We start from the raw sequence: 15999 nt of genomic DNA on the forward strand, positions 1-15999 counted from the left end.
GTCGGGTTTTTCGATGGGACTTTACTGACGCTTCAGCGTCATGTCGGCCCCGGACTGGATCGTCTGCATGTGGGTGTCCAGGACTTCGAGGTCGCCATTGTCCAGCGGACGCAGATAGTAGATCGTGTTGCCGCCAGCGCCTTTGAGCTCGTAGATAGTTGGCATTTGCTGCGGTCCTGCATCCTTGAGCACCAGGAAGTTGCCTTGAGTGGTCATCGGCTCGTCACTGCGCCCCTGATAGAGGCTATTGAGCGAATATGCACCGCCCGTGTCATCCATGTTCATCATCTCCAGGTCGACCTGGATGCCCGAGCAATCCGCGCAGGGTAAGACGCCCTCGTATTCACCGGCCGCCTTTTCATAAGGGGATGGCGGAGTGCTGGCACAGCCCGTGAGTGTCAACGACAGACCCAACAGTCCTGCACCAATGAATCCTGAAGTACGCATTGCTTATTCCTTTTTAGCAGAATGCGTCTTTCAGTGTAGTTCGAAAATCCGGACGCGGAAGATTCGCTCACGAGGGCGTTCTTCTGGTTCTCTCGTTGAAGCGCGACCGCTGACGTTTGAACAGGATCAGCCATAGGGCAGTCGCGATCAGCAAACCGCCCACGCCGTGTGCCCAGGTCACCCGCTCCCCGAGGAAAAGTGCGCCCCACAGCACGCCGAACAGTGGAACCAGCATGGTGACCGTCAGCGGTTTGATAGGGCCGAGATCCTCGACCAACCGGAAATAGAGGAGGTAGGCCAACGAGGTGCAGGCGAAGCCCAGCGCCAGCATTGCCCACCAGACGCCGGCGTCGTTCCATATCCGCCCATTGGGCGTCAAGGCGACCTGACCCAGCATGAAAGGCGCGAGCAGTAAGGTCGCCCCGAACTGCGAGCCCATCGCGATCAGACGTGAATCCAGTCCGCCGCGTTCGGCGATCCAGCGTCTGACGACGAAACCGCCTAGCCCGTAGCAGGCTGCGGCCACCAGGCAGGCGCCAGCGCCGATCAGTAGACCACCGCTTATCGCGACAGGACCGGTCCCCACCAGTACGCCGACGCCCATTACACCCAGCGCAACGCCGATGAGGCGGTCCCGCGTGAGTCTCTCCTGAAAAAAAGCGGCACCTATTATCACGCCCATCAGCGGCGTCGAGGCATTGAGCATGGCGGAATAACCGGCAGGCAGGTACTGCGCCGCGATACAGAACATGGCGAATGGAATGCCGGAGTTGATCATGCCGATCGCCAGCGACGCCTTGGACTTGCCATCGAAACGCCACCGAACGCCCAGCACGGCGAGAATAACGACTAATCCCAGCGCTCCGAGAAGCACCCGGAAAAAGGCGGTGGGAAACGCCCCCAATACCGGAGTGGCAATCCGCATGAACAGGAAACTGGCCCCCCAGAGCGCGGACAGCAGGAGCAGTCGGAGCAGCGATGGTAACGGCATGGCGTTCATCCTTGGGTATGATCGCGACGAAGCCTAAATCGGTTTCGTGTCGATGTCCGGCAGTTTTCGGCGCTCACGCTCAGCTGCCTGTTCGATTCTGAGTCGATCATGAAAAGGGGCCCAAGTGTGACGGCAATCAGCACGGTCGGGCTACGGAATTTTGTCGAGATCCCGCAAGCCAACTATGCTCAAGGGCCAGTGGAATGATTCTGCTGTAAAGTCAGTCATCAAGGAGATCGAAATGTACGAAGATCAAGTGAAAGGACGCACCGAAGAACTCAAGGGCCGCGCTCAGGAAGCTGCCGGCAGCTTTACTGAAGATGATGACCTGCGAAGCGAAGGTAAAGCGCGTCAGGCTGCAGGCAAACTGCAGGCAAACTATGGCGAGAAGCTCGATGACGTTCGCGAGGCGACTGTCAAGAATCCGATCAGCGCGCTGGCGATCGCCGGCGGTGTCGGCGTGTTTCTGGGGATTCTTCTCGGCCGCCGTTGACAGAGATCCCGAGCGTTACCGCCAAGAACGTATTTCGACCCCGGCTTCAGGCCGGGGTCGTCGTGTGAGCCCGAGAGCGTTTCTTGGCCGTGATTTTGATTCGACGCTTCTCTCGAATGAGTCCTCGTTGGATCCCCCGTTTCCAGACAGGCTTGCATTTTGCTGACCCCTCTTATCTACCTGGCCGCTGCGCTGGCGGAAATCGCGGGCTGTTTCGCGTTCTGGGCGTGGTGGCGATGGGATAAGTCCTCACTATGGCTGGCGCCGGGCGTGATCAGCCTGATGTTGTTCGCCTGGTTGTTGTCACTGGTCGACAGCGATTATGCCGGGCGTGCTTACGCGGCCTATGGCGGTGTTTATATCGTCACGTCGGTATTGTGGTTATGGCTCGTCGAGCAGCGCTTGCCGGATCGCTGGGATTTGATCGGCGCAACGATCTGTCTGATCGGCGCCGGGGTCATTCTTTTCGGCCCGCGTGGCTGAGCGGCCGAAGGCGCTGAACGGGGCACACAGATACTAGGTCTTCGACGAACATCGCGGCGGTCGTGAAATCGGTGAGGATTTGACGCGAAAAAGTCTTGAGGCCAGTCTCTGACGAGGTCATTATTTGCGGCCTCTCGCCGGGTCCCAGAGATTCGGTGGAGGCCAAGACCGGGGTGGCATCGGGTCGGGGTGCGCTAAAGAGTTGGCCACTAATTTGACAAGCCCTTGACCACTACCGATAAGACCTTATCACTGTTGACTTTTCCCGATCTGGAAGTGAATTCATGAGCAAAGTCCTGATTGTTGGTGCCGGCGGCGTCGGTGGTGTCGTTACGCACAAGTGCGCACAGCACCCCGAGGTATTCAGCGAGATCTGTCTTGCCAGCCGCAATGAAGCGAAGTGCAAGGCGATCGCCGAACAGTTGCCGCGTCCCATTCAGACCGCCCAGGTCGATGCCGATAGCGTCGAAGCGCTGGTTGCGCTGATTGAGTCGTTCAAGCCGGATATTCTGATCCATGTCGCCCTGCCATATCAGGACCTGACGATCATGGAAGCCTGTCTACAGACTGGCGTGCCGTATCTGGATACCGCCAACTACGAGCACCCTGACGAGGCCAAGTTCGAATACAAGGAGCAGTGGGCGTTCCAGGATCGCTATGCCAAAGCGGGTGCTATGGCCACGCTGGGTTGCGGTTTCGATCCGGGCATGACCAATATCTACTGCGCCTACGGTCAGAAGAATCTGTTTGACGAGATCCATCGGATCGACATTCTCGATGCCAACGGTGGCGACCACGGCTATCCGTTTGCCACCAACTTCAACCCTGAGATCAACATTCGCGAGATCACCGCGAACGGTCGCTACTGGGAGAAGGGTGAGTGGGTCGAAACGGCGCCATTGGCCGAAAAGCGTAAGTTCGACTTCGACGGGATTGGCGAAAAGGACCTGTACCTGCTCTATCACGAAGAGCTGGAGTCGCTGTCCCAGAACATCAAAGGGCTCGAGCGTATCCGCTTCTGGATGACCTTCTCCGAGAAGTACATCACGCATCTGAAAGTGCTCGAGAACGTCGGCATGACCCGCATCGATCCGATTCAGGTCAACGGTGTCGAGATCTCGCCGCTGCAGTTCCTGAAGCAGGTACTGCCGGATCCGGCCTCTCTGGGTCCGCGTACGAAGGGCAAGACCAACATCGGCGTGATTCTCGACGGCATCAAGGATGGCAAACGTCGCAAGGTGTACATCTACAACATCTGCGACCATGAGAAATGCTATGCGGAAGTCCAGTCTCAGGCGATCTCCTATACCACCGGCGTGCCGGCAGTGACAGGAGCGATGCTGATGCTGGAAGGCATCTGGAAAGGCAAGGGCGTTTACAACGTCGAACAACTCGATCCTAACCCGTTCATGGATCGCATCGGCGAGATGGGTCTGCCGTGGCAGATGGTCGAGCTCGACCCCGATCAGGACCCGCTGGCCTGATGGCGAGCGCGGACATGAGCGCTTCGGCGTTGGGCAGCTACCCGTTCGACGTGCAGACCTGCCCTTCGCCGGCCTACGTGGTCGACGACGCGCTGCTCAGGCGTAACCTGGAGCTGCTGGGCCGGGTGCAGACCGACAGCGGCGCGAAGATTCTGCTGGCGCTAAAAGGTTTCGCCATGTGGGACACCTTCCCGCTGGTCAGCCAGTACCTGGTCGGAACCACGGCTAGCGGTCAGGATGAAGCGCGTCTGGGTGCCGAGACCTTCGGTGGCGAAGTGCACGTCTACTCTCCGGCGTTTACCTCGCCGGAAATGGAGGTGGTGCTGCGCTACGCCGACCACCTCAGCTTCAATTCCCCCAGGCAGTGGCGCCACTTTCGCGACACCGTGAAAGCGGCGCCGCGCAGCGTCTCATGCGGGCTGCGCGTCAATCCGGAACACTCGACCGGTGAGGTCGCGTTGTATGATCCCTGCGCTGCGGGTTCGAGGCTCGGGACGCGGGCGGTGGATCTGGCGCCAGAGGATCTCGAGGGGCTCGAGGGGCTGCATTTCCACGCGCTGTGCGAGCAGAACAGCGATGCGCTGGAAGCGACGCTCCAGGCGTTCGAGGCCAAATTCGGCGAGTATCTGGCCGGTCTGAGATGGGTGAACTTCGGCGGTGGCCACCACATCACGCGTGCCGACTACGATGTCGAGCGGCTGGTGCGGGTGATCCGTGATTTCAAGTCGCGTCATCCGCATCTCGAGGTCTATCTCGAGCCGGGTGAGGCGATTGCGCTGAATACCGGTTATCTGGTCTGCAGCGTATTGGATATCGTCGAAAATGACGGCCCGATCGCCATTCTGGATACCTCGGCGACGGCGCACATGCCGGACGTGCTTGAGATGCCTTATCGTCCGGAGATCATTGGCGCTGCCAAGCCCGGCGAGAAGGCGTACACCTACCGATTGGGCGGCACGACATGCCTGGCCGGTGACGTGATCGGCGATTACGCCTTCGATCGTCCGCTCGAGATCGGTGACCGTCTGGTGTTCACCGACATGGCGCACTACACCATGGTCAAGACCACCACGTTCAACGGCATCCGTCTGCCGTCGATCTGTCGAATCGACGAGACGAGCCGCGAAGTGCGCACGGTCAAGACCTTCGGCTACGAGGACTACGCCCAGCGCTTGAGTTGAGCCCGAGTCGGCAATAACCAAAACGACAACGCCCCGCCATGCGGGGCGTTTTTCATGGCGAAGCCGGTTCGTGGCGTTCCAGCGATGGGCTCCGAGACGTCTGATACTGGGTGATGATATCCAGCAGCTCCTGGCCAAAGGCGGGGAGAACATGAGCATCGCGAACCAGCACGCTACGTTCCCGATAAGCCCAGGCGTCGCTCAAATGGCGGACGCTCAATCGCATGGATTGCTGATAACGCAGCGCGCAGGATTCAGGAAGAATGCCCACGCCGACTCCGGCTTCGATCATGCGGCACGCCGACTCGAAACCGAACACCTGGATTCGGACCGGTAGCGGCTTGCCAAACTCCAGGGCCTTTCTTTCCAGGTAGTGGAAGAGGGTACTGCCCTCGTGGAGCGTGACATGTGGATAGTCCAGCGCGTCTTCGTAGGTGATCTTCTCACGCTCGGTCAGTGGATGGTCGAGTGGCGTCGCCAGCACGAGCCTGTCGCGACTGAAAGGCAGTGTCTTCAACCGCGAGGGTACGTCGACACCCACCATGATACCCAGAATACCCATATCAGCGGTGCCATCGAGCACCCCGCGGATAATGTCACTGGTGAGACGTTCTTGAAGATCGACGGTGATGCCGGGGCGCGTGGCAAGGAAATCGGCCAGCACCTCGGGCATGAACTCGATCACGGCTGTCGTGTTGGCGAATATCCGGAGGTGGCCAATGGCGTCATTGGCATAGCCCGAGAATTCGCTTTTGACCCGCTCGACCTGGCGCAGAATGAGGCGTGCGTGCTGCAGCAGCCGCTCGCCAGCTGGCGTCAGTTCAACGCCTTGACTGCTGCGGTAGAACAGCCGGCTTTCCAGTTGCGCTTCGAGCGATTTGACGCGGCCGCTGACGGCGGCTGTCGACAGGTGCGCCCGCTGAGCTCCCGCGGTCAGGCTTCTCTCTTCGGCCACATGAACGAAGATACGCAAGTCCGCAAGATCGAAATGCATAGGGTCGGACTCCTTCAGCGCTCGGCAGGCTTCGACAACGACACCATGATTCTATCATCACCCATGGCCGATGCTTGGCACGTGCGTGCCAGCCTAGAGAGTCCGCATCAGAGTGTTTGCCGCTAGCGCAGCTGACTGTCCTTGCTGCCGCGACGATTGTAGCCGGCGCGATGCGTGTCATTTCGATCGGCTTCCGCCTGGCAGTCGATACACAGCCGCACGCCGGGGACCGCCTCCCGGCGTGCCTGGGGAATCGGTGCCTCGCACGCTTCGCAGAATTCCAGACTTGGTCCGCGTTGTTGAAGGCGTTGACGCGCTTCATTGATGCCATCTTCCACGGTGCTGTCGATCTGCTCCTGAACCGCGCCATCTTTTGCCCAGCCACTGGCCATATCGAACTCCTGGATGACGTGCATGGAGATTAAAGATGATAGCGCCATGACGGATAAGCAAATCCCTCGGGACACTACCCGGGTGTCAGTCGAAGTCGACGAACTCGTGGGGCGCTTTCACGGCATGTTGGCGCGGCTTTTCATGCACGCAAATCACGCGGCAATTGGCGACATGCGTCACCTTGTGCGACACGCTGCCGATCATCAGGCCCTTGAACTGCCCGACACCACGACTTCCCATGACGATGGCATCGACGCCGAGTCGCTCCGCTTCCTCGACGATGACCTTGGCGGGTGCGCCCTGCTTGATCAGGGTTTCGAACTCGCCGTTGTAACCGGGAAAAGAGGGCAGCGTGTCGAGGGCGACACTGAGAATGGCGTTACCCTCTTTCTCGGCGGTCTCGACGGACGCCGCCTTGATCGCCGCTTCGAGACTGAGTAGTTCGCCACGGTGAAGCTGAGGATAGGGATCGCGCACATTGAGCAGATAAAGTTTGCCTTGCACCGGGGCAGCCAACTGGCAGGCGACGTTGAGTGCCGTGCGCGAATCTTCGGAACCATCGATGGGAATCAGCAGAGACTTGAACATGAGACACCTCGTAGCCGTGACAGGATCCAGCGTCAGCGCTCGGAGGCCGCCTGGCTTTGGAGATTACCGCATTGCGGCTAGCCGACTCGCTCGTTCGACTTTCAACATAGGCTATCGGCGAGGAATCTCATAGCGGTTCGTTGTCGTATCGGTCGCGCACCTCGAGCCGAACATCGGTCCTGTGAAACTTCAGGAATGCGAAGATTTCGCCGCAGAGATTCCCTAGCGCTCCGCGCCGGCAGCCCCCTCGGTGACGACGTCATCCAGCCAGCTACTCGGGCCAACGCTATCGATGACCCGCAGATGCTCACCGCTGTTTTGTGCGGATAGATGCGCATCGGTCGCCACCAGCACCGTGCCGGGCGACAGTATCGGCAAGATTTTGGCCTTGAAACCATCGGGCACGACGACCTGATTGACCACATCGGCGGGAACGGCTTGCCCAGAGGCGTTCTCGTAACCGGGTACGCCGATGGCGATCCAGGTGGGCTGTGTGGCTTGCGCCGGGTCCGCACTGCCATGGGGTGGCTGATAACTGCCCTCGACGATATAAGCTCGTGTGCCTTTCACGTGATCCGGGCGCTTGAGTTCGACCCGAGAGCGTCCGATTTCGGTGCCGTTGCGGTAGGCTACCAACAGTTGATCGCTGCGACTCAATACCAGCGAAATGGGTCCCTCTGTCGGCGGATCCATGACCCAACGCCAACTGTTGCCGCTGGACAGTAGCGGCATGTCCACGTCGGCACCGGTCCGGGCATCGATCGGGCTGAGCGGGCCGGGATGGACCACTGATACCGACGCTTGTCCTTCCTTCGCGACCACCACGGTCATACCGAGATTGGAGGAATCGAAGAGGAGCCGAGCGAACTCCGTGGGCATATGGACACAGCCGTGGGATTCCGGATAGCCGGGTAATCCGCCGGCATGCAGTGCGACACCGTCCCATGTCAGACGTTGCTGGTACGGCATCGGCGCATTGCCATAAAGGTTGGAGTGATGATCCTTGTCCTTCTGCAGCACCGTAAAGACCCCGGTCGGGGTCTCATAGCCTTGGCGGCCGGTGCTTACGGTCGTTACGCCGATCAGAATGCCGTTGCGATACACATAGGCGCGCTGCTCGGTCAAACTGACGACGACTGCCATCGGACCGTAGCGCTTGTCGTCGCCGCCCCAGATCCAGGCGCCGGGGACAAGTTGGTCGCTTGGGGTGTCGACGGGGCTCGATTGTTTCTCACCCCAGAAAGGCACGGCAAAGCTCGCGGGTGAAACGAGTAGCGTTACGGCCAAAAGCAATGTGAATCCCAGGCGAGGCATGACGAGACTCCCAAGCGATGGCATCTTCCTGCTATCACTGTCGTACGCGTGGCGGAGTCTGGCAACTCCCGCAGTGATGTCTCGTGATCAACGCGAACTCAGGAAGCGAGCATCGGCGTTTTCCCGCTCGACCGTCGCCAGGCCACACTGTGCCAGCGCCGAGTGCATTAGCCAGTCGCGCTCGGGGTAGTAGGAAAAGACGAACTGGCCGTCCTTGAGCACGTCGATGACATCACCGGCAATCTCCGGGCGAAGCGCAGGGCAGCCCCAGCTGCGTCCCAGTCTACCCTGTCGCTCGCCGATAGCAGGATCGACGTAATCGGCGCCGTGCATCACGATGGCGCGGCTCATTGCGGCATCGTTGAAGCCAGGCTCCAGCCCATCCATCCGCAGCGAATAACCATTCTTGCCTTCGTAGGTCTGACGAGTCACGAACAGGCCCAGGCTCGAGGCGTGCGATCCCTCCTGGTTGGAGAAACGATCCGGGACGTCGCCACCCGAACCTTGCCCGTGAGCCACGACTTCACGGTAGAGGAGCTCGTTTCGGGTCAGATCGAAGACCCACAGGCGTGGCGTCAGTGAGGAGCGGCTGTAATCGATGATCGCGAGACGCTGCGCGTCTTCGCCGACGCCATGCAATTGTGCGCATTGCATAGTGGCGAGCCCCAGCGCGATGACGTCGGGATCCGCATCCGGAGCAAGTCGGTCGAGGGACTCCGCGCTAAGGCGATATTCCACATCAGCATGGGCTAAAAGATTCGAGGGGGCTGGCAATGTAGCTGCATCCGCAGGTGCGGCGATCACTACCTTGAAGCAACTCGAGATGAGCAGGATGACGGGTAAAAGTATCCTGGTCATCGGCGATATGTTGGCATTAAAAGTTTCTGAATCATGAAAGTATCTGGGTCTTCGAAAGTATCTGGATTATCGAAAGTAACGGGTTATTCCGACAGGAAGGCATCAGCATGCGGGTAAACACGCTGCCCGACAAGCGCTGGCAGGGAAAGGTTTGCACTAAAGTCTAAATGTCATTATTTGAACTTATTCGTAAATTGGCGCGGATAACCATGCCGCGACCGTCATTGGTCCGCCAACGTACCTATCAAACGTACTTATCCAAGTACCTGCCGGATGCCCATAAGGCGTCCTCTTCGCTCCAGGGGCCCCTAAATGATTACATTCATTGGATCGATCCTGCTATTGATAGCGGGCTACTTCACGTATGGAAAATTCGTGGAGCGGGTATTCGTCACGGATCGTAAACGGCGAACGCCTGCTTTCACCATGCGCGACAATATCGATTACGTGCCGATGAACACGACTCGTAATTCGCTGATTCAGCTGCTCAATATTGCGGGCGTCGGGCCTATTTTCGGGCCGATCCTGGGTGCACTCTACGGGCCGGTGGCGTTCATCTGGATCGTGATCGGCTGTATCTTCGCTGGCGCGGTGCATGACTATCTCACCGGCATGATCTCGATCCGTAACCATGGCGCGCACCTGCCGCAGCTGGCGGGCAAGTTTCTGGGCAAGGCGATGAAGCATATCGTCAACGGCTTCGCCATCCTGCTGTTGCTGCTGGTCGGAACCGTCTTCGTGACCTCGCCGGCAGCGCTTCTGGCCAACATGACGCCGCTGTCGATCACGCTGATCACGATGGTGATCTTCGCCTACTATCTGCTGGCCACGCTGTTGCCGATCGATAAGGTCATCGGTCGAATCTACCCTTATTTCGGTGCGCTGCTGCTGTTCAGTGCGTTAGGTATCGGTCTGGGTATGGTGTTCACCGGCGCGCCGATCCCGGAGCTCTCGTTCCAGAACATGCATCCGCAAGGGGCACCGATCTTCCCGCTGCTGTTCCTGACCATCTCCTGTGGCGCGCTCTCCGGCTTTCACGCCACCCAGACGCCGATCATTTCGCGCACCACCGAGAACGAAGGCAGCGGCCGCAAGATCTTCTACGGCATGATGATCACCGAAGGCGTCATCGCGATGATCTGGGCCGCTGCGGCGATGAGCCTGTTCCATGGCGATCACACGCTGTCCGACGTTCTGGCTGCAGGCGGCCCGGCCGCGGTAGTCAGTGAGGTGTCGACCACCATGCTCGGTGCCATCGGCGGAACGCTGGCGATTCTCGGCGTCATCGTGTTGCCGATCACCTCCGGCGATACGGCTTTCCGTAGCGCACGCATGATCATTGCCGACTACCTGAAGATCGACCAGCGCCCCATCGTCAAGCGTTTGCTCATCGCCGCACCCTTGTTCGTGGTCTCGTATGCGCTGACGCACATGGACTTCACGCTGCTGTGGCGCTACTTCTCCTGGGCCAATCAGACCACGGCCGTCATCGCGCTGTGGGTCGCGACCATGTACCTGGTTCTGGCTCGCAAGCCGCATCTGATCACCTCGATCCCGGCGACGTTCATGACCATGGCGACCTTCACCTATCTCGCCTATGCGCCGATCGGATTCGGTCTGTCGCTGCAGATGAGCTACGTGGTGGCGGCGATCGGGACGCTGATCTGCATTGCACTGTTCATGAAGCGGGTACGGCGCTTGAGTGGGGGTATCTTTGCTGTCGACGAGCCGGAAGTGCCTGCCCATCTCAACGGAAAAGGGGAAGAGGCGCTGGCGACGAGCTGATCGTCGGTATCGCGCTTGCGGTAAAACCTCCAAGGAAAAACGGGCCCGTTTTCATTTCTGGTCTCGCCGCTGCCAGAGCAGGGTGGGCGAGGGGACAACCGGCTCGATAAAACCGAGCCGGTCGCCGATCAGGACGCCTGGTAGAGCTTGTTCAGCGCCGCGTTCAGCGTCTTGCTGGGCCGCATGGCATCGCTAACCAGTTTTCCATTCGGGTGGAAGTAACCCTTGATATCCACCGGCTTGCCTTGCACCGCATTGAGCTCGTCGACGATCGTCTTCTCGTTGTCGCCGAGCGTCTTGGCGATCTCCTCGAACAGCGACTTGAGTTCGCCGTCCTCGGTCTGGGCGGCCAGCGCCTGTGCCCAGTAAAGTGCCAGATAGAAGTGGCTGCCACGATTGTCGAGCTCGCCGACCTTGCGCTTGGGCGACTTGTCGCTATCGAGAAATTCCCCGTTGGCCTTGTCCAGCGTAGCGGACAGGATCTTGGCACGGGCGTTGTCGAAAGTGCTACCCAAATGCTCGAGAGAAGCCGCCAGGGCCAGAAATTCACCCAACGAATCCCAGCGGAGATGGTTCTCTTCCAGGAGCTGCTGAACGTGCTTGGGCGCACTGCCACCGGCACCGGTTTCGAACAGGCCACCGCCGTTCATCAGCGGCACGATGGAGAGCATCTTGGCACTGGTGCCGAGTTCCATGATGGGGAACAAGTCGGTCAGATAGTCGCGCAATACGTTGCCGGTGACGGAGATCGTGTCTTCGCCTTTACGGATACGTTCGAGCGAGATATTCATGGCTTCGACCGGCGCCAGGATGCGGATATCCAGACCGTTGGTGTCGTGATCCTTGAGATAGGTTTCGACTTTTTCGATCAGCTTGGCATCGTGGGCGCGATGGGAATCGAGCCAGAAAATGGCCGGATCGCCGCTTTCGCGGGCGCGATTGACGGCCAATTTGACCCAATCCTGGATCGGCGCGTCCTTGGTCTGGCACATGCGCCAGATGTCACCGGCTTCGACGTCATGGCTGAACAGCGTCTGACCGTTTTCGTCGGTTACGACGACAGTGCCGTCGGCCGGAATCTGGAAGGTCTTGTCGTGAGAGCCATACTCTTCGGCTTTCTGTGCCATCAGGCCGACGTTGGGAACGCTGCCCATGGTGGTCGGATCGAAGGCGCCATTCTTTTTGCAGTCTTCGATCGTCGCCTGATAGATGGTGGCGTAGCAGCGGTCGGGGATCACGGCCTTGGTGTCATGCAGCGCGTCATCGGTGCCCCACATTTTGCCGGAGTCGCGAATCATCGCCGGCATGGACGCATCGATGATCACATCAGATGGCACGTGCAGGTTGGTGATGCCCTTGTGCGAATTGACCATTGCCATCGGCGGACGCTCTTTGTACAGCGCGTCAATATCGCTCTTGATCGCATCCTGCTGTTCGCTCGGCAGCGCTTCGATCGAGCTGTAGAGATCGCCGATACCGCTGTTGGGATTGAAGCCGGCCAGCTTGAGGGCGTCGGCATGCTTCTCTAGCACTTCCTTGTAGAACTCCTCGACCACCATACCGAACATGATCGGGTCGGAGACTTTCATCATGGTGGCTTTCAGGTGCAGCGAGAACAGCACGTTACGCTTCTTGGCGTCCTTGATTTCGCTGTCGATGAAGTTGCGCAGGCGACGGCTGCTCATGCTGGACGCGTCGACGACTTCGCCTTCCTTGACCGCCAGTGCATCCTTGAGGACGGTGTGGGTGCCATCTTTCTGCTGCAGTTCGATCTTGAGCTTGCCGGCCTTGGCGATCACGGCGGACTGCTCGCTGCCGTAGAAATCACCCTCGCTCATGTGTGAAACGTGAGACTGCGATTCGCTGCTCCACTCGCCCATGCGGTGCGGATACTTGCGGGCGTAGTTCTTGACCGACTTCGGTGCACGGCGATCGGAGTTACCTTCACGCAAGACCGGGTTGACTGCGCTGCCCTTGGCCTTGTCGTAGCTGGCCTTGATCGCCTTTTCTTCGTCGTTCTTCGGCGCTTCCGGGTAGTCCGGGAGCGGGTAACCCTGACCCTGAAGCTCCTTGATCGTCGCCTTGAGCTGCGGGCCGGATGCACTGATGTTGGGCAGCTTGATGATATTGGCTTCCGGCGTGGTCGCCAGCTGGCCGAGTTCGGCGAGGTCGTCGCTCACGCGCTGCTCGTCGCTCAGCCGGTCCGGGAACTGGGAAAGCACGCGGGCGGCCAGCGAGATATCACGAGTCTCGACCGTGATGCCGGCAGTGCCGGTAAAAGCTTCGATGATCGGCAGCAGAGAGTAGGTGGCCAGCGCAGGCGCTTCGTCAGTCAGGGTGTAGATGATCTTCGGCGTATTGGACATATCTATTCGTTAACCTCTCTTTGGCAATGGCACGAGTATCGCGTGCTCGACGGCAACTCGAATGTGCTTCGCGCCTTTGGTGCAGTAAACCGCTGGCGAGCAGTGCGTCGGGTGGGCGTCACCGGCTGACGTTGGCTACCCGTCTCCGGTTCGCTCCACGAGGCGCAGTGGATCACGGCGCCGATTCCCTTGACTCAGGGGAGCCGGCAGCGCGATATAAAATCGGCCGCGCGGTTATGCGTTCAAGTTGTCGACAACCTGCGGTCGCGCCAGAGTATACCAGCGCCACGTGACCAACGCATTCACGTGGCGCGTCGACCGAGGCGTCTCGGTCAGGCGAACGACACGATTTCCACCCAGTTGGTCTTGTTGCCGACCGGCGCGTCGCTGACGTGGGTCAATTCACCGCTCGCCGGCTCGATGCGGTAGAGCGACAGGTGATCACTCAACTCCCCGGCAGCGACAAGATAGCCCCCGGCGGGATCGATCTCGAAGCCACGGGGCTGCTTCACGGTGGGCTGATTGCCGACGAACTGCAGCTCGCCACTGTCCGGATCGGCACATAGCGTGCTCAGGGTGCTGCTGGTGCGTTCGGAGAGGTAAAGATAGCGACCATCCGGGGTGATGTGCAGATCCGCGGCCCAGATACGTGGCGTGTCATCACCGTCGGGAATCTCCTCGCGGGGCATGCCCGGCGCCAGTGCCAGTGTTTCGGGTAGACCCTGACACACACTGACCTGGGTCAACGTGCCATCGTCGGCATCCAGCGCGAATGTGGTCACCGTCGCATCGAACTCACCCAGCACGTAGACGAAGCGTCCGTCGGGTGAGAACACGAAGTGGCGCGGGCCGGCCCCGCTTGCGGTCTCGGCGGCCGGCGGGTCGTTAGGGGCTAGCGCGCCGTCGGCGAAATAGAACTGGGCCAGACGGTCGTCACCCAGATTGGTCGCAAAGACGTGGCGGTTGTCCGGTGTCGTCAGGATCGCATGAGCGCGGCTGCCGGTTTCCAGGGTCTGGGTGGCATCACCGGCCACACCGTTGCCGTCGATGGGGCTGACGCTGACCAGATTGCCGCCATAGGAGGCCGCTAGCAGATAACGACCGGATCGATCGGTGGAGATGTAGGCCATGCTACCGAACAGGGCACCGCTACCGAGCGGGGTCAGAGCGCCGGTATTCGCTTCGACGCGATAGCTCAGCACCCGTAGCGGATCACTGCGAATGGCGGCGTAAAGGAATCGCTTGTCCGGGCTGACGGCCAAAGGCATGACGTTCTCCGCCGCCTCTGTGGTGGCTAGAGGGATCAGCTTTTCGGTCTGACGGTCCAGGCGATAGCTGCCAATGGTCCCATCTCCTGAGCTGGCGACGTAGACGACAGTATCGATGGAGGGCTCGGCTGGGTTCATGCGCTTTCCTTGACGGTTCGAGGAGGGTGAGTCGGGATGCTCATCGCTGCGATCTACGGGCGCGATTGGATCGGGCGATAAGGATGATCGAAGGGTAAACCTTCCTTTTAGCATTGGCCGCTCGGTGGCGTCGATTGTCGGTAGGTCGATAGATCGTTTAACCCGCCGATTCGAGACGGCTCTTCAATAGCCTGAGAATGGCTCGCTCGTCCGGCCCGGTGAGCTTGTCATCCGTCTCCAGCTCGGTCTCCACCAGTTTACGAAAATGGTCCAGCGTCCGGCCGTCGAGATAGCTTTCCACTACGCGAGGATCGATGTAGCTCGCCTTGGCGATGCTTGGCGTGTTGCCCAGCGTCTTGGCGACCCGCTCGATCACTTGGCGAACGTTGCTTTGGCTCATCTTGTCATTTTCGCCCGGGCCGAGCTCTTCCAGCGCCAGCGCAGCAATCGAAGTCCCGGCCCAGGTGCGAAAATCCTTGGCACTGAAACGTTCGCCCATGACGTCGTGGATGTAATCATTGAGGTCGTGACTGTCGACCCGCACCTTGCGTCCATCGTCGTCGAAATACTTGAATATCTCGTAGCCGGGGATGTCATCGAGCTCGCCGACGACCCTGGCCAGGCGCTTGTCCTCGATCACGCGATGCTGATGCTGCCCACTCTTGCCCTGGTAGTCGAAGATCAACTCGTCGCCATCGATGGTCAGATGCCGGGAGCGCATGGTGGTCAAGCCATAGGATTCGTTCTCTTCCCGATAGCGCTCGTTACCCGGTCGAAAATAGGCGCTATCGATCAGTCTCACCATGCAGGCGAGTACCTTTTCGCGGGGCATGCCGTCCAGCGTGAGATGCTGGCCGGTTACGCGGCGCATGGGTGTCAGACGCTGGGCGAATTCGACGATGCGGTCGAATTTCAGCACCTCGCGCTTTTCACGCCAATCGGCATTGTAGATGTACTGCTTGCGGCCGGCGTTGTCGCGACCGGTGGCATGGATATGGTGGCGCTTGTCGAGCACGATCTCGACGTCGTGCCAGGCCGGCGGGATCGCCAGCGACTGGATCCAATCGCGCCACGTCTTGTCGTTCAACGTCTTGCCACCCGACGTTCGATAGGTGAAGCCCTTGCCGCAGCGATGGCGGGTCACCCGCTTCGAGGGGGATGTGGTCATGGCAAGCTCCTTTTGCCCAAACCGATGTTGGATTTCCTTACCACAAAA

General features: G+C 59.7%; 15 protein-coding genes. 5 read left to right on the forward strand and 10 right to left on the reverse strand.

All coding sequences use genetic code 11. The features are described 5' to 3' along the window. Positions 1-21: 21 nt before the first annotated feature. The gene (locus DOM27_RS08175) at positions 22-447 is read right to left on the reverse strand and encodes a copper resistance protein NlpE (RefSeq protein ID WP_110655544.1); all 426 of its coding nucleotides are present in this window, start codon (positions 445-447) and stop codon (positions 22-24) included. Positions 448-514: 67 nt separating this feature from the next. Next, positions 515-1438: a DMT family transporter gene (locus tag DOM27_RS08180; protein ID WP_110655545.1), complete on the reverse strand. Its 924-nt coding sequence runs from the start codon at positions 1436-1438 to the stop codon at positions 515-517. Positions 1439-1679: 241 nt separating this feature from the next. Here DOM27_RS08180 and DOM27_RS08185 point away from each other — a divergent pair, with 241 nt between their 5' ends. The 4 genes from DOM27_RS08185 to nspC all read left to right on the forward strand — a co-directional run bounded on the left by DOM27_RS08185 (position 1680) and on the right by nspC (position 5079). Beyond that, on the forward strand, positions 1680-1931 hold the full coding sequence (locus DOM27_RS08185) for a CsbD family protein (protein WP_157956737.1): 252 nt from the start codon (positions 1680-1682) through the stop codon (positions 1929-1931). Between the two features lie 159 nt (positions 1932-2090). Further along, entirely contained in the window at positions 2091-2414 is a 324-nt protein-coding gene (locus DOM27_RS08190; RefSeq protein ID WP_223162307.1) for a YnfA family protein, read from the forward strand. Positions 2415-2698: 284 nt separating this feature from the next. After that, the gene (locus tag DOM27_RS08195) at positions 2699-3898 is read left to right on the forward strand and encodes a saccharopine dehydrogenase family protein (RefSeq protein WP_110655547.1); all 1200 of its coding nucleotides are present in this window, start codon (positions 2699-2701) and stop codon (positions 3896-3898) included. A 14-nt stretch (positions 3899-3912) separates the two neighbouring features. Further along, positions 3913-5079, forward strand: a complete 1167-nt coding sequence (gene nspC, locus DOM27_RS08200; RefSeq protein WP_110656397.1) for a carboxynorspermidine decarboxylase — start codon at positions 3913-3915, stop codon at positions 5077-5079. Positions 5080-5131: 52 nt separating this feature from the next. Here the strand turns inward: nspC and DOM27_RS08205 are convergent, their stop codons facing one another. From DOM27_RS08205 to DOM27_RS08225, 5 genes are all read right to left on the reverse strand, one after another. Beyond that, complete coding sequence (locus DOM27_RS08205; RefSeq protein ID WP_110655548.1) at positions 5132-6073, reverse strand: LysR family transcriptional regulator; 942 nt, start codon at positions 6071-6073, stop codon at positions 5132-5134. 122 nt (positions 6074-6195) lie between these two features. Continuing rightward, positions 6196-6465: a DksA/TraR family C4-type zinc finger protein gene (locus tag DOM27_RS08210; protein ID WP_110655549.1), complete on the reverse strand. Its 270-nt coding sequence runs from the start codon at positions 6463-6465 to the stop codon at positions 6196-6198. Between the two features lie 85 nt (positions 6466-6550). Next, entirely contained in the window at positions 6551-7054 is a 504-nt protein-coding gene (locus tag DOM27_RS08215) for a universal stress protein (RefSeq protein ID WP_110655550.1), read from the reverse strand. A gap of 222 nt (positions 7055-7276) precedes the next feature. Then, positions 7277-8368, reverse strand: a complete 1092-nt coding sequence (locus DOM27_RS08220; protein ID WP_110655551.1) for a L,D-transpeptidase — start codon at positions 8366-8368, stop codon at positions 7277-7279. An 87-nt stretch (positions 8369-8455) separates the two neighbouring features. Continuing rightward, positions 8456-9226: a murein L,D-transpeptidase catalytic domain family protein gene (locus tag DOM27_RS08225; protein WP_110655552.1), complete on the reverse strand. Its 771-nt coding sequence runs from the start codon at positions 9224-9226 to the stop codon at positions 8456-8458. 312 nt (positions 9227-9538) lie between these two features. Here DOM27_RS08225 and DOM27_RS08230 point away from each other — a divergent pair, with 312 nt between their 5' ends. Next, positions 9539-11011: a carbon starvation CstA family protein gene (locus DOM27_RS08230; RefSeq protein ID WP_110655553.1), complete on the forward strand. Its 1473-nt coding sequence runs from the start codon at positions 9539-9541 to the stop codon at positions 11009-11011. A 128-nt stretch (positions 11012-11139) separates the two neighbouring features. Here DOM27_RS08230 and DOM27_RS08235 read toward each other — a convergent pair whose 3' ends face one another. From DOM27_RS08235 to DOM27_RS08245, 3 genes are all read right to left on the reverse strand, one after another. Next, a complete protein-coding gene (locus DOM27_RS08235; protein WP_110655554.1) occupies positions 11140-13377 on the reverse strand; it encodes an NADP-dependent isocitrate dehydrogenase in 2238 nt (745 codons plus the stop codon). A 332-nt stretch (positions 13378-13709) separates the two neighbouring features. Beyond that, complete coding sequence (locus tag DOM27_RS08240) at positions 13710-14783, reverse strand: lactonase family protein (RefSeq protein ID WP_157956738.1); 1074 nt, start codon at positions 14781-14783, stop codon at positions 13710-13712. A 157-nt stretch (positions 14784-14940) separates the two neighbouring features. Then, positions 14941-15951: a DNA topoisomerase IB gene (locus DOM27_RS08245; protein WP_110655556.1), complete on the reverse strand. Its 1011-nt coding sequence runs from the start codon at positions 15949-15951 to the stop codon at positions 14941-14943. Positions 15952-15999: the final 48 nt, after the last annotated feature.

It is taken from the genome of Salinicola halimionae (assembly GCF_003206065.1).
Taxonomy (GTDB): domain Bacteria; phylum Pseudomonadota; class Gammaproteobacteria; order Pseudomonadales; family Halomonadaceae; genus Salinicola; species Salinicola halimionae.